This window comes from Bradyrhizobium sp. BR14999 (assembly GCF_056106085.1).
In genome coordinates, this window is sequence record NZ_CM148536.1 from 7,874,706 (window position 1) to 7,888,060 (window position 13,355).

The following is a 13,355-nucleotide window of genomic DNA, read 5'->3' on the forward strand; positions in this document are numbered from 1 at the left end:
GCTCTGGGCCGCGATCAGGCGTTCGCCATCTCGGGCTGCAGAGGGGCCGCCGCGAGATCCATCCAGTTCACACCCCACATGTGGCCATCCGGATCCTCGAAGCTGCGGCCGTACATGAAGCTGTATTCGTCCTTCGGACTGGGATCGGCCACCCCGCCCGCAGCCGCGGCCTTGCCGACGATATCGTCGACATCGCTGCGACTGTCCGCGGACAGGCAGAACAGCACCTGGTTCGAGGTCCTGGCATCCGCGATCGGCTTCGGCGTGAACTGACGGAACTTGTCGTGGGTCAGCAGCATGGCGAAAATGGTCTCGGAAAAGACCATGCAGCTCGCTGTCTCATCGCTGAATTGCGGGTTCTTGACCGCGCCAATCGCCTCGTAGAAGGCAGTGGCGCGCTTGAGGTCGGTCACCGGCAGATTGACGAAGATCATCTTGGGCATCGGAAGCTCCTTGGCGGGGGTTCTGCCCAAGGACGGACCAGCCGGCGGCCATCCGACACGGCTTCCGAATATCTTTTGACCTTCCCCCAGCGAGATTCTGTCGCACCGAACCTCGCTCCTCGGACGGCCTTACTTCTTCTCGTTGGGATCGCGGTGAACGGGGTCGATCCACAGCACCGTCTCGGGCTTCTCGACCGGCTCGATATCGAGATTGATCGCGACCGCCTCGCCGTCGCTGCGCACCAGCACGCATTCCAGCACCTCGTCGGGGCTGGCGTTGATCTCCTGATGCGGCACGTAGGGCGGGACGAAAATGAAATCGCCGGGCCCGGCCTCCGCGGTGAATTGCAGACGCTCGCCCCAGCGCATCCGCGCCTTACCCTTCACCACATAGATGACGCTTTCGAGATGGCCGTGGTGATGCGCGCCGGTCTTGGCGTCGGGCTTGATGCTGACCGTACCCGCCCACAATTTCTGCGCGCCGACGCGCGCGAAATTGATCGCGGCCGCACGGTCCATGCCTGCCGTCGACGGCACGTTCGTATCGAGCTGGTCGCCGGGAATGACGCGCACGCCGTCATGTTTCCAGCGATCTTCGTGATCGTGTGCATGGTGCGAATGCGTGTGGTCATGGCCGGTCATGGGACTTGCTTTCTGTTGGTTCCTTGGGCGGCAAACTAACCCAAAGCCGCGCCCACGAGCCACAGCAAAATCGAAACCCTCATAGTCACGAGACCTTGCTTTCGCGAGCAAACCCGTATGGCTCAGTCATCTGGCTCAGTCATCCCGGGGCGATGCGCAGCACGAACCCGGGATGACGGCGCAAACTATTTTACCGCGAGCAGTTCCACGTCGAACATCAGCGTCGCGTTCGGCGGGATCACGCCGCCGGCACCGCGGGCGCCGTAGCCGAGCTGCGGCGGGATGATCAGCGTGCGCTTGCCGCCGACCTTCATCGAGGCAACGCCCTCGTCCCAGCCGGCGATGACGCGGCCCTTGCCGATCGGGAATTCGAACGGCTCGTTGCGATCGACGGACGAGTCGAATTTCTTGCCCTTCTGGCCGTTCTCGTAGAGCCAGCCGGTGTAGTGCATCACGCAGATCTGGCCCGGCTTTGGCGAAGCGCCAGTGCCGGCGACGCTGTCGATGATCTGCAAGCCTGAAGCTGTGGTCATGGTCTTTCCTGCAGTCTGGGCCGAGGCCGTGGTGGAAACGAAATGCGACACGCCGGCGATCACGGTGATCGCGACTGCCGACATCAGGGCGAGGAGTGCGCGCTGGAAACGCTGCATTAGGCACCTTCCGTTTGAAGCGGGAGGTGTCTAGCGCAACGCGGGTGAGGTTTCCACCCCTCACACCTCGATATTTTCCAGCCGGACTGGCAGCTTGCGGATGCGCTGGCCCGTGGCGTGATAGATCGCATTGCAGACCGCCGCATTGGTGCCGACATTGGCAAGCTCGCCGAGGCCCTTCGCACCTGCCGGATTGATGTGATCGTCCTGCTCGGAGAGCATGATGACCTCGACGCTGGGCACGTCCGCATTCACGGGCACGAGGTAGTCCGCGAAGTTGTCGTTGACGTAGCGCGCATTGCGTTCGTCGATCTCGGTGGCCTCGAGCAGCGCCGACGACATGCCCCAGATCAGCCCGCCCATCAGCTGGCTCCGCGCGGTGCGCGGGTTCATGATGCGGCCTGCCGCGAACGCGCCGACCAGACGGGACGCACGGATTTCGTGCGTGAAGCGGTTGACGCGGACCTCGACGAACTCCGCACCGAAGGCATAGGCGATCTGGTCTTTCATGGCGTGGCCACCGACCAGCCGCACCTGCCCGCTGTGCATGGCGCGGAAGGAATCCAGCGGCGCGTCTTCCGGCTTCCACTCGCCATATTCCTCGACGACGCCGACACCAAGCGCGTCGAAGGCTTTCTCCAGGTCGAGCGCGCGGTCGCCCTTCGCCGCCTGCGTGGCCGGTGTCTGGCCGATACCCACGGTCTCCTTGGCCTTGTCCGTCAGGCTTTGGCTCGGCATCACCGCCTTGAACAGGCGCTGCCGGATCTGGTCGCACACCATCATCACCACGGAGCAGGTGCTGGCCGTCGAATTCGAGCCTCCGGCAACCGGCGCCGGTGGCAGATCGCTGTCGCCGATGAAGACGGCGACCTTCTCAAGCGGCACGCCGAGCCGCTCAGCGGCTGTCTGGGCGATGACGGTGTAGGCGCCGGTCCCGATCTCGTGGCCGGCGATCTCCACACGGGTGCGGCCGTCACGCTGGAGGCGCACGCGCGCGGCGGACGGCCCCATGTGCGTCGGATAGCAGGTGGTGGCACAGCCATAACCGATCAGCCAGTCGCCATCCGACATCGATTTCGGCTGAGGCGAGCGCTGCGCCCAGCCGAACGCCTTGGCGGCCTCGTCGAAGCAGGCCATCAGCGAGCGCGACGTATAGGGCTTGCCGCTGATCGGCTCAATGGTGGTGTCGTTGATGCGGCGGAGCTCGATCGGATCCATGTTCAGCTTCACCGCCAGCTCGTCCATCGCGCTCTCCAGCGCGAACAGATACGGCACCTCCGGTGGCGAGCGCATGAAGCCAGGCGTGTTGCGATCGGCGCGCACGATCGAGACGAGGCTGTCGACATTCGGACAGGCATAGAGCCGCGTCGTCGTCTTGGTGCCGCCGACGCAATAGGGATCGGGGCGCGAAGAGACCTCGGCGCCCTCGTGCCTGAGCGCGACCAGCTTGCCGTCGCGACGCGCACCAAGCTTGATCTCGTGGCGGGTCTCGGCGCGATAGGTGGTGATGGTAAAGCCCTGATCGCGGGTCGGGACCAGCTTGATCGGCCGATTCAGGCGCTTTGCGATAGCGGCGATGATGGCGGTGCGCGGCGTCATCGATCCGCGCGAGCCGAAGCCGCCGCCGACATAGGGGTTGACCACGCGGACCTTGTCTGCGTCGATGCCGAGCTGTTCGGCGACGCCGTTCTTCAGGCCGTAGACGAACTGACTCGGCTCGTAGATGACGAGGTTGTCACCCATCCAGACGCAGCTCGTCGAGAACAGCTCCATCGGATTGTGATGCTGCGTCGGTGTGTCGTAGGACGCCGTCAGCTTGACCTCGGCCTCGTCGAACGCCTTGGCGAAATCGCCGACCTTCGGGTCTTCCTTGAACTGGGCATTCTGCCCCTTCGCTGCCGCCGTGGTCGTTCCGGGCGAGTCGAAGGTCGCGCTTGGCGTGGTGGCCGTGTAGCTGACCTTGACGCGGTTGGCGGCCTCGCGGGCCGCCTCGTAGCTCTCGGCAACGACCACCGCAATGATCTGGCCGTCATGGGCAATGTCGGCCGATTTCAACGGCTGGATCGTCGTGCCCGCATAGCCGCCATTGCTGAAGAGCTTCGAGTCCTTCAGCTTCGGTGCGTTCTCGTGGGTGACGATGTCGATCACGCCGCGCACACGTCCGGCCTCATCGAGATCGAAACGATCGACCCGTCCCTTGGCGATGGCGCTGGTGACGAGGAACGCATAGGCGGGGTCGGCGAGCGGCATGTCGGACGCATAGGTCGCGCGTCCAGTCACCTTTACGGCCGCGTCATAGCGCGGCACGGGCTGGCCCATGTTCGTCTTCGGCTCGGGAGCAGCAGCGGTCATGATCAGATCTCCATCGTTACGGCCTGCTGGAGCGCGCGTGCCACCACGCGCTTGCCGAGCGCGATCTTGAAGCTGTTGTGCCGCCGCCCCCTGGCATCTGCGAAAGCGGCATCGGCGACGCGCTGCGCAAGGGCTTCGTCGAACTTTTGCCCCTTGAGCAGCGCCTCCGCTTCGCGCGCCCGCCAGGGCACAGTGGCGACACCGCCGAGCGCGACGCGCGCGTCCCTGATCGTGCCGTCCTGCACGTCGAGCGCGACCGCAGCCGAGGACAGCGCGAACTCGTAGGATTGCCGGTCGCGCGCCTTGAGATACACCGAGCGCGGCCAGCGTCCTGGCACCGCGAAGGCCGAGATCAGCTCACCGGGCTGAAGCGTGGTTTCGATGTCGGGCGTACTGCCCGGCGTCTTGTGAAGCTGGGCAAACGGCATGTTGCGCGTGCCGGCCTTGCCCGTGATCTCGACCATGGCATCGAGAGCGATCAGCGCCTGGGCGAAATCGCCTGGATAGGTCGCGATGCACTGGTCGGAGACGCCGAGCACGGCATGCATGCGGTTGACGCCGTCCATCGCGGCGCAACCGGAGCCGGGATGGCGCTTGTTGCAGTTCTCATAGGAAACATCGCGGAAATAGCTGCAACGCGTTCGCTGCATCACGTTGCCGCCGAGCGTCGCCATATTGCGCAGCTGGGCGCTCGCCGCGAGCTTCAGCGAATTGGCAATCACCGGATAGTTGCGCTGGATGCCGTCATGCGCGGCGACGTCGGACATCTTCGCGAGCGCGCCGAGCCGCAGGCCGTCATCCTTCGGCTCGATCGCCGACCAGTCGCGCGCGAGCGGATTGATATCGACGATCGCGGCCGGCCGCATCACATCCAGCTTCATCAGATCGATCAGCGTGGTGCCGCCGGCGAGCGGCTGCGCAGGGGCCTGTGTCAGCGGATTGTTCGCGGCCGCGGCGGCGCTGAGCGCCTGCACGGCCATGTCAGGGTCTGTTGCCCTCTGATACGAAAACGGTCGCATGCGCCTAGCCTTTCATGATCTCGGGCGCGGCCTGCTTCACGGCGGCGACGATGTTGGGATAGGCGGCACAGCGGCAGATATTGCCGCTCATATATTCGCGGATGTCCGCCTCGTTGTTTGCATGCCCCTCCTTGACGCAGGCGACGGCAGACATGATCTGGCCGGGCGTGCAATAGCCGCACTGGAACGCGTCGTTGTCGATGAAGGCCTGCTGCATCGGATGCAGGCGGTCGTCGGTGGCGAGGCCTTCGATCGTCGTGATCTCCTGCCCCTCGGCGGCGAGCGCGAGCGTCAGACACGACACCACGCGCCGGTCACCGATCAGCACCGTGCAGGCGCCGCACTGGCCGTGATCGCATCCCTTCTTGCTGCCGGTGAGCTTGAGCTGTTCGCGCAGCGCGTCGAGCACAGTGGTTCGCGCATCGATGCTCAGGCGCTTGTCCTTGCCGTTCACGTGGAGGGTGACCTCGACAGGAAGCGCCGGATCTTGTGCGACCGGCGCATTTGCGTCCTGCGCGGCGGCACGCGCCGTCATCGGCACGAGCGCGCTCCCAGCGACGCCGGCCATGAAGGCGCGCCGATCGAATGCGGATGCTCTGGAACTTGATTTATCGGACATGGACGGCCTCCACTGCTTCAAACCAAGCAGCGCACGCCTGCACCGCTCATCGCCCCTTAACCTGAAGCAATGGGCTCCGTTCCGAACGAGAAAGGGCGACGCAGCAAATGCCGCGTCGCCCTTCGTCAACTTTTCCTGATCTTGCGCGGGGAACCGCGCGGGCGCTCAATAGCCCAGCGCGCAGCCGTCCTTGCGCGGATCGGAACCGCCGGTGAGCGTGCCCTTCTCCCAGTCGATCCAGATCGCCTGGGCGCCGCCGAGCGGACCGACCACGCTGGTGGTCTTGTGGCCGAGCTTCTTCAGGCCCTCGACGATCGCGGCGGGCACGCTGTCCTCGAGCTGATACTGGCCCTCGTAGTGCAGGCCGCGCGGCATGTCGATCGCCTCCTGCACGTCGCAGCCATAGTCGAGGATGTTGGTCAGCACATGCGTCTGGCCGGTCGGTTGATACTGTCCGCCCATCACGGCGAACGGCATCACGGAACGGCCACCCTTGGTGAGCAGGCTCGGCATGATCGTGTGCAGCGGGCGCTTGCCGCCTGCGATGCAGTTGGGATGGCCCGGCTGGATGCGGAATCCGCCGGCTCGGTTCTGGAACAGGACGCCGGTCTTGTTGGAGACGATCGCCGAACCGAAGGAATGGGCGATCGAGTTGATGAACGAGCAGACGTTGCGGTCCTTGTCCACCACCGTGATGTAGATGGTCGACGGATTCATCGGCGGCGCGACATTCGGCAGCTCGAGCATGCCGTCCATCCGGATCTTGCTGATGTACTCGTCGGCAAAGCCCTTGGCGAGCATCTCGGCGACGTTGATCTTCATATGATCGGGGGCGGCGACATGCATCTCGCGATTCATGTAGGCGATGCGCGCGGCCTCCGCCTCGAGGTGGAAGCGCTCGACGCTGAGCGGTGCGAACTTGGTCAGATCGAACCGCGACAGGATGTTCAGCATCAGCAGCATGGTGACGCCGGGCCCGTTCGGCGGGCACTGCCAGACGTCATAGCCCTTGTACATGGTGCCGATCGGCGTGGTCACTTCCGTCGTGTGCGCGGCGAAATCATCGAGCGTGTGCAGGCCGCCGATCCCGCGCAGGGTCTCGACCATGTCCTCCGCGATCGGGCCTTTGTAGAAGGCGTCGCGGCCGCCCTTGGCGATCGCGCGCAGGGTGTTGCCGAGCTCTGCCTGGCGGATGACGTCGCCGGCCACCGGCGGCTTGCCGCCCGGCAACAGGTAACGCACGGTGTTGGTGCCGCCCTTCAGCTTCTCGAACTGGTTCTTCCAATCGAAGGCGATGCGCGGCGCGACGACGTAGCCCTCTTCCGCCGCCTTGATCGCGGGCTGCAGCAGCCGGTCGAAGCCGAACTTGCCGTGATCGCGCAGCACGGTGGCGAAGGCGTCGACCACACCGGGGATCGAGACTGCATGGGCCGAGGTCAGCGGGACGGAATTGATCTTGCGCTCGAGATACCAGTCGGCGTTCGCCGCCTTCGGCGCGCGGCCGGAGCCGTTATAGGCGATGATCTTGCCCTCGCCCCGCGGCTGGATCAGCGCAAAACAGTCGCCGCCGATGCCGGTCGATTGCGGCTCGATCACGCCGAGCACGGCCGAGCCGGCGACCGCTGCGTCCACCGCCGTGCCGCCCTCGCGCAGCACCTCGATCGCGGCGAGCGAAGCCTGCGGATGCGAGGTCGCCACCATCGCATTGGTGGCGTGGACCGTGGACCTGCCGGGGAAATGGAAGTTTCTCATGCGATTCTTGCTTTCTTGGACATCCGGCGCGACGGCGCGCCATCTCGGAAAAACCCGGCCTACATGACATATTCCGGCCAGCCGGAGCAATGCTGGCATACCAATGAAATGGCTGCCATCCGCTGGGCGTATGGACCACTCGCGGCTTTCAGCCATGGCGGGTTTTCCGGGCGGCCGTCGCCTGCTAAACGAGCCGCCATGTCTGACAACAATTCGGTCACCAAGGTCGCCGCCTTCTACCAATTCGCCGCCCTCCCGGATTACCGCGAGCTGCGCGAGCCGTTGCGTGCGTTCTGCGCTCGCCTGGCGCTGAAGGGGAGCGTGCTGCTGGCCCAGGAGGGCATCAACGGCACTGTCGCGGGCACCCCGGAGGCGATCGGCGCCTTCGCTCACGAGCTCGCGCACGGCGACATGTTCGGCGGCCGGCTCGACAATCTCGAGCTCAAATTCTCGACCGCCGCGGCGATGCCGTTCGGCCGGCTCAAGGTGCGGCTGAAGAAGGAGATCGTCACGCTCGGCGATGCGGCCGCCGATCCGACAAAGCAGGTCGGCACCTATGTCGACGCCGCCGAATGGAATGCGCTGATTGCGGCACCCGATACGCTGCTGCTCGACACCCGCAATGCCTTCGAGGTGGCGATGGGCACGTTCGAGGGCGCGGTCGATCCCGGCATCAAGAGTTTTGGCCAGTTCAAGGATTTTGCCGCCGCGCAGCTCGATCCGGCAAAGCACCGCAGGATCGCGATGTTCTGCACCGGCGGCATCCGCTGCGAGAAGGCCAGCGCGCATCTGCTCGCGCGCGGCTTTGCCGAGGTCTATCACCTCAAAGGCGGCATCCTCAAATATCTGGAACAGGTGCCGGAGACGCAGAGCCGCTGGCGCGGCGAATGCTTCGTGTTCGACGAGCGCGTCGCGCTCGGCCATGGATTGCGAGAACTTGGCTTGCGAGAACTTGGCCTGCGAGAACTGGACAAGGGCCACGGCCGTGACGAATGAGATCAAGACGCTGAGCGAGCGCATCGACACGCTGGAGATGCGCCTTGCCTATCAGGACGACACGATCGAGACGCTGAACCAGACCATCACGGCGCAGTGGAAGCAGATCGATGCGCTGACGCGGCAGATCGCACAGCTGAGCGAACGGCTCCAGGAGGCCGAGGCGAATGCGCCGGGGCCTGCCAACGAGCGCCCGCCGCATTATTGAAAAAGATGAGCTACTGGCCGGACGCCTTGAGCATCAGGCTGGCAACTTCGCCCGACATCATCAATCGGTTGCGCCCGGCTTCCTTCGCGGCGTAGAGCGCCTGATCGGCCGCCTCGACGAGCGAGGCCACGCCCGCCGTGCGCTCCAGCACCGGCCGGCACGCCGCGCCTCCGAGCGAAGCGGTGACGCAACCGGTCGCATGGTTGGTGGTGTGGACGAGGCCTGCCTCGCGGATCGCCCGCCTGATCCGGTCGCCGACCCGGGCGCAGCCTTCGGCATCGGTGTTCGGCAGCAGCATGGCGAATTCCTCGCCGCCATAGCGCGCCGCCAGATCGCCGGGACGCTGCATTTCGGTCGCGATGATCTGTGCCACCAGGCGGAGGCAGGCGTCGCCCGCGGGATGGCCGTATTCGTCGTTGTAGGCCTTGAAGTGGTCGACGTCGATCATCAGCAAGGCGAGGCTGGAGCGGTCGCGGTAGGCACGCGCCCATTCCTCCATCAGCCGTTCGTCGAAGCGACGGCGGTTGGCAAGACCCGTGAGGCTGTCCTCGATCGCGAGCGTCTCGAGCCTGGTCTCCAGCTTCTTGTGTTCGGTGATGTCGCGCGAGATCGCCACCACGCCGTCGACGCGGCCATTGTCCTTGCGCGTCACCCGCATGGTCGATTCGAGCCAGACTTCGCCGTTCTCCCGGTGCGCGTTGCGATAGACGAGGCGCGCCTCCTCCGTCTCGCCGCGCTTCATGGCGTCGACGATCGCCTGGACCTGCGGCAGATCCTCCGGATTGATGCCAGCGAGCGCAGGCGTGCCGATGAGTTGATTGGCGCGCCAGCCGACGAGGCGCACCGACGCGGGCGAGACATAACGCAGCCGCTCGTCGAGCCCGATGCGGGTCACCATGTCGCTGGAGCCTTCCGCGAGCAAGCGGAAGTGCGCCTCCTTCTCGATCAGGGCCGCGGCCATGCGCTGGCCCCGCTGCAACTGCCGCACCAGCATGGCACCGATGATCGCGATCAGCATCACCAGGGCGACCACGTAGAGCATGCGGGAGATTGCGGCTGCGCGCCAGGGCGCCAGCAGTTCGTCCTTGTCGACGGTAGCGAGCAGGACCAGCGGGTAGCGGCTGCTGCGCTTGAAGAAGCTGACGCGCTGGGCGCCGTCCAGCGGCGACTTGAAATGATAGGCGCCGCCCGGCCGCTGCAGGCTGGCGTCGCGGAACAGCGGCTTGTCGGCAACACTGTGTCCGACGAACTTTTCGTTGTTCGGGTTGCGCGCGACGATCAGGCCGTCGCCATGCGTCAGCGCCACCGAGCTGTTGCGGCCGATCTCGAACTGCTCGTAGAAATGCGAAAGATATTTCGAGCTGATGGTCGCGAGCACCACGCCGCCGAAGCTGCCATCCGCCTTGTTGAAGCGGCGCGACAGGGTGACGACCCATTCGCCGTCCAGGAGGCTCTTCACGGGACGGCCGACATGGGGCTCGCGTTTCGGAGAGAGCTGGTGATGGCGGAAGAACGCGTCGTCGCTGAAGGTCGAGCCGATCGTGCCGGGCAAGGTCAGCCAATTGCCCTGATCGTCGATGATGCCGAGGCTGTGAATGCGCTCGATGGCCTTCTTGCGCGCTTCCAGCAGGGTACGCAGCTTCGCGATCGTGGCAGGGCCGGCGCCGTCCATCTCCAGCCGGCTGACGACGCCGACGACGCCGGAATCCAGGAGATCGAGGCTGTCCTCTGCATGCTGTGTCAGCGAGCGGGCAACGTTGGCCATCTCGGCCTCGGCACCCTTGAGCACGGCATCGCGCGCGGCCCATTCGCGCCAGGCGCTGATCCCAAGGATGGTCGCGCAGGTGAGCGCGACGAACGCGGCCGCGCGCAGCGGCAGACGGCTCCATCCGGCTCTTTGGGTCACAGCACTCATGCGGCAGAATTCTCCGATCGTTCGGAAACTCTGCCGCTTCTGTTATTGAACTCTGAAATTACCGCAGCAATGCGCGGCGATCCCGTAGTCGTACGGACGCAAGCATCGGCCCATCGCTAACAGAACATTAGCGTGCTTATCGGAATCCGGCTCCCGCCGGCTAGCTGAAGATGGCCTTAACTTTGTTCCAGACCGAGGGGTGCTCGGCATCCGCATCCGCCTTCGAGGGTGTCGGTTGCGCGGCGCTCACGGGATCGGAGGCCGGGAACGTATCCTTCAGACCGTCATCGAGCTTGGCGTTGCGATCGGCGGCGAGCGCTTCGCGCAGATCGTCGGCGTGCTTGTCGTGCGGCGCAGGGTTGAATGTCTGAGCCATGAGATCCTCCTCGATTGGCTGGTCAACGCGGCGCATTTGCGCCGGTTCCCCTGTTCCGCTCAGGCCTCTCACGGTGTATCAGGAACCTCAATCTGCATCAGGACAGCTCGTGCCCCAATCTGCGACAAAGCCCTTCATCGACGTGCTCTCCGGCCAGCGCCAGGCCATCCCGCCCATGTGGATGATGCGGCAGGCCGGCCGCTACCTGCCGGAATATCGCGAGGTGCGCGCCAAGGCAGGCGGCTTCCTCGATCTCTGCTTCAACCCGGAGCTTGCCGCCGAGGTGACGCTGCAACCGATCCGGCGGTTCGGCTTCAATGCTGCGATCATCTTCTCGGACATCCTGGTGATCCCCTATGCGCTCGGCCGCTCCGTGCGTTTCGAGGTCGGCGAAGGCCCGCGGCTCGAACCGCTGGATGATCCGGCGAAGGTTGCGACGCTGGCCGCGCGCGCCGATTTCTCCAAGCTCGCGCCGGTGTTCGAGGCGCTGCGGATCGTGCGCGGCGCGCTCGCTCCCGAGGTTGCCCTGATCGGCTTCTGCGGCGCGCCGTGGACGGTGGCGACCTACATGGTCGCCGGCCAGGGCACGCCCGACCAGGCGCCGGCGCGAATGATGGCCTACCGGCATGCGGAGGCCTTTGCGCAAATCATCGATGCGCTGGTCGACAACTCGGTCGAATATCTGCTGGCGCAACTCGCCGCCGGCGCCGATGCCTTGCAGATCTTCGACACCTGGGCCGGCGTGCTGCCGCCCGCCGAGTTCGCGCGCTGGTCGATCGAGCCGACGCGGCGCATCGTCGAAGGCGTGCGCGCAAAGGTGCCGGATGCGAAGATCATCGGCTTCCCGCGCGGTGCCGGCGCGCAGCTGCCGGCCTATGTCGAGGCAACCGGCGTCAACGCGGTGAGCATCGACTGGACCGCGGAGCCGGCCTTCATCCGCGAGCGCGTTCAGAGCAAGGTCGCCGTGCAGGGTAATCTCGACCCGCTGGTGTTGATCACTGGTGGCGCAGCGCTCGACCGCGCCGTCGACGACGTGCTGGCGAATTTTGCGAAAGGGCGCCTGATCTTCAATCTCGGCCACGGCATCCAGCCGGAAACGCCGATCGCCCATGTCGAGCAGATGCTGAGGCGCGTGCGGGGCTGATTTATTTCGCCCAAAGGGGCGCGGCAAAACAAAAAGTGCGAAAACAACCCCATGCACAGTAGACAAGTCATTGAAAAATCTAGGCCGGCATGACTCACCCCGCGCGTTTGACACGTCGGGCAAAACAGGCGCAGGATGACACCATCGCCGATTGTGATTTCGCGGGCAGGCTCAGCGCGGCCGGCTGCGTTCGATGATCTCGGCGGCCCCCCTGGCCAACAGATCCAACGCCACAGCACGGCCGAGCTCGCGCGGACGATTGGCGGGGCCTGAGCGCGAGGCCTCGATGATGGTATTGCCGGAGAGGTCGAGCACAGATGCGGACAGCGACATCTGATCGCCGGCAATGGTCGAGAACCCCGCCACCGGCGAATTGCAGTGGCCATTGAGCACCCACAGCACTTCGCGCTCGGCATCGGCACAGGCATGCGCGGCGGGATCGTCGATCGATGAAAGGATCTGCCGCGTCTGCCAGTCCTGCGCGGCGCATTCGACCGCGACGATGCCCTGGCCCGCCGCAGGCAGCATCTCCGCCGCGGTGAATTCGTAGGCGATGCGGCTGGAAAGACCGACGCGGTCGAGGCCCGACCGCGCCATGATCAGCGCATCGGCCGGTCCCACCGCACCGCCATCCGGCAGGCGCTGCTTCTCGCCGTTGTCGAGCTTGCGCACGCGCGTGTCGGCGGCGCCGCGGAAGTGGATCACCTCCACCTCCGGAAACAGGCGCCGCGCATAGGCGGCCCGGCGGACAGCGTTGGTCCCGATCTTGAAACCCTTGCCGCGGGACTGGCGCAGCGCCTCCAGCGTCACGCCGTCGCGCAGCACCAGCGCGTCACTGGGCGGATCGCGCGACAAGGTGGCGCCGATGACAAGGCCGGGCGTGTCCTCGTTGCCCGGCATGTCCTTGAGCGAGTGCATCGCCGCCTGGAGCTCGCCTGACAGCACGGCGGCGCGGATCTGCGCCACGAAGGCGCCGCCCTTGCCGCCGTGGGGCAGGAGCTTGCTGGTCTGGTCGAGATCGCCCGTGGTGTCGAACTTGACGATCTCGACGTCGAGATCGGGCACGGCGGCGGTCAGGCGGCGTGCAATCTCTTCCGTCTGTGCCAGCGCCATCGCGCTCTTGCGGGTGCCGATCTTGAATCGCGTAGCCAAGTCCTGATCCTTTCGAGACGCGTCATTTTGTTTGAGCATGATCTTATCGGAAAACCGGTTCCCACTTTGCGCCAACGCGGCCCTTCG

Annotated in this window: 13 protein-coding genes; 3 read left to right on the plus strand and 10 right to left on the minus strand. The window is 65.4% G+C overall.

All coding sequences use genetic code 11. The annotated features are described in order from the left end of the window. Window positions 1-14 precede the first annotated feature (14 nt). From ACR9YP_RS36850 to ggt, 7 genes are all read right to left on the minus strand, one after another. Window positions 15-443 carry a VOC family protein gene (locus ACR9YP_RS36850; protein WP_438111408.1) on the minus strand — a complete coding sequence of 143 codons (429 nt, stop codon included), beginning with the start codon at window positions 441-443 and terminating at the stop codon, window positions 15-17. Window positions 444-572: 129 nt separating this feature from the next. Further along, entirely contained in the window at window positions 573-1,085 is a 513-nt protein-coding gene (locus ACR9YP_RS36855; protein ID WP_438111406.1) for a cupin domain-containing protein, read from the minus strand. 185 nt (window positions 1,086-1,270) lie between these two features. Further along, complete coding sequence (locus tag ACR9YP_RS36860; protein ID WP_438111405.1) at window positions 1,271-1,735, minus strand: FKBP-type peptidyl-prolyl cis-trans isomerase; 465 nt, start codon at window positions 1,733-1,735, stop codon at window positions 1,271-1,273. 60 nt (window positions 1,736-1,795) lie between these two features. Then, window positions 1,796-4,087 carry a xanthine dehydrogenase family protein molybdopterin-binding subunit gene (locus tag ACR9YP_RS36865; protein ID WP_438111403.1) on the minus strand — a complete coding sequence of 764 codons (2,292 nt, stop codon included), beginning with the start codon at window positions 4,085-4,087 and terminating at the stop codon, window positions 1,796-1,798. A gap of 2 nt (window positions 4,088-4,089) precedes the next feature. After that, window positions 4,090-5,106, minus strand: coding sequence for an FAD binding domain-containing protein (locus tag ACR9YP_RS36870; RefSeq protein ID WP_438111401.1), 1,017 nt, complete (start codon window positions 5,104-5,106; stop codon window positions 4,090-4,092). 4 nt (window positions 5,107-5,110) lie between these two features. Beyond that, window positions 5,111-5,725 carry a (2Fe-2S)-binding protein gene (locus ACR9YP_RS36875; protein WP_438111399.1) on the minus strand — a complete coding sequence of 205 codons (615 nt, stop codon included), beginning with the start codon at window positions 5,723-5,725 and terminating at the stop codon, window positions 5,111-5,113. A gap of 165 nt (window positions 5,726-5,890) precedes the next feature. Beyond that, window positions 5,891-7,477, minus strand: a complete 1,587-nt coding sequence (gene ggt, locus ACR9YP_RS36880) for a gamma-glutamyltransferase (protein ID WP_438111397.1) — start codon at window positions 7,475-7,477, stop codon at window positions 5,891-5,893. A gap of 198 nt (window positions 7,478-7,675) precedes the next feature. Between ggt and trhO the strand changes: the two genes are divergently transcribed. Beyond that, window positions 7,676-8,473 (plus strand): oxygen-dependent tRNA uridine(34) hydroxylase TrhO, encoded by a 798-nt coding sequence (gene trhO, locus ACR9YP_RS36885; RefSeq protein WP_438111395.1) that lies wholly within the window; start codon window positions 7,676-7,678, stop codon window positions 8,471-8,473. Beyond that, on the plus strand, window positions 8,463-8,681 hold the full coding sequence (locus tag ACR9YP_RS36890; protein WP_091898967.1) for a SlyX family protein: 219 nt from the start codon (window positions 8,463-8,465) through the stop codon (window positions 8,679-8,681). The genes trhO and ACR9YP_RS36890 overlap by 11 nt, the downstream gene beginning before the upstream one ends. A 10-nt stretch (window positions 8,682-8,691) precedes the next feature. Here ACR9YP_RS36890 and ACR9YP_RS36895 read toward each other — a convergent pair whose 3' ends face one another. Both ACR9YP_RS36895 and ACR9YP_RS36900 read right to left on the minus strand, forming a co-directional pair. Beyond that, window positions 8,692-10,596 carry a diguanylate cyclase domain-containing protein gene (locus ACR9YP_RS36895; RefSeq protein WP_474218347.1) on the minus strand — a complete coding sequence of 635 codons (1,905 nt, stop codon included), beginning with the start codon at window positions 10,594-10,596 and terminating at the stop codon, window positions 8,692-8,694. A 160-nt stretch (window positions 10,597-10,756) separates the two neighbouring features. Continuing rightward, window positions 10,757-10,972 (minus strand): hypothetical protein, encoded by a 216-nt coding sequence (locus ACR9YP_RS36900; protein ID WP_438111391.1) that lies wholly within the window; start codon window positions 10,970-10,972, stop codon window positions 10,757-10,759. 109 nt (window positions 10,973-11,081) lie between these two features. Here ACR9YP_RS36900 and hemE point away from each other — a divergent pair, with 109 nt between their 5' ends. After that, window positions 11,082-12,116: a uroporphyrinogen decarboxylase gene (gene hemE / locus ACR9YP_RS36905; RefSeq protein WP_438111390.1), complete on the plus strand. Its 1,035-nt coding sequence runs from the start codon at window positions 11,082-11,084 to the stop codon at window positions 12,114-12,116. A gap of 171 nt (window positions 12,117-12,287) precedes the next feature. On the opposite strand, the gene hemC is transcribed toward hemE, so the two are convergent. Continuing rightward, the gene (gene hemC, locus ACR9YP_RS36910) at window positions 12,288-13,268 is read right to left on the minus strand and encodes a hydroxymethylbilane synthase (RefSeq protein ID WP_438111388.1); all 981 of its coding nucleotides are present in this window, start codon (window positions 13,266-13,268) and stop codon (window positions 12,288-12,290) included. Window positions 13,269-13,355 lie beyond the last annotated feature (87 nt).

What these genes read in the sequence shown, in the direction of transcription:
- ACR9YP_RS36875 (WP_438111399.1), bottom strand. Translation starts at nt 5,725, where the DNA reads ATGTCCGATAAATCAAGTTCCAGAGCATCCGCATTCGATCGGCGCGCC.
- ACR9YP_RS36895 (WP_474218347.1), bottom strand. Translation starts at nt 10,596, where the DNA reads ATGAGTGCTGTGACCCAAAGAGCCGGATGGAGCCGTCTGCCGCTGCGC.
- ACR9YP_RS36860 (WP_438111405.1), bottom strand. Translation starts at nt 1,735, where the DNA reads ATGCAGCGTTTCCAGCGCGCACTCCTCGCCCTGATGTCGGCAGTCGCG.
- trhO (WP_438111395.1), top strand. Translation starts at nt 7,676, where the DNA reads ATGTCTGACAACAATTCGGTCACCAAGGTCGCCGCCTTCTACCAATTC.
- ggt (WP_438111397.1), bottom strand. Translation starts at nt 7,477, where the DNA reads ATGAGAAACTTCCATTTCCCCGGCAGGTCCACGGTCCACGCCACCAAT.
- ACR9YP_RS36870 (WP_438111401.1), bottom strand. Translation starts at nt 5,106, where the DNA reads ATGCGACCGTTTTCGTATCAGAGGGCAACAGACCCTGACATGGCCGTG.
- ACR9YP_RS36855 (WP_438111406.1), bottom strand. Translation starts at nt 1,085, where the DNA reads ATGACCGGCCATGACCACACGCATTCGCACCATGCACACGATCACGAA.
- ACR9YP_RS36900 (WP_438111391.1), bottom strand. Translation starts at nt 10,972, where the DNA reads ATGGCTCAGACATTCAACCCTGCGCCGCACGACAAGCACGCCGACGAT.
- ACR9YP_RS36865 (WP_438111403.1), bottom strand. Translation starts at nt 4,087, where the DNA reads ATGACCGCTGCTGCTCCCGAGCCGAAGACGAACATGGGCCAGCCCGTG.
- ACR9YP_RS36850 (WP_438111408.1), bottom strand. Translation starts at nt 443, where the DNA reads ATGCCCAAGATGATCTTCGTCAATCTGCCGGTGACCGACCTCAAGCGC.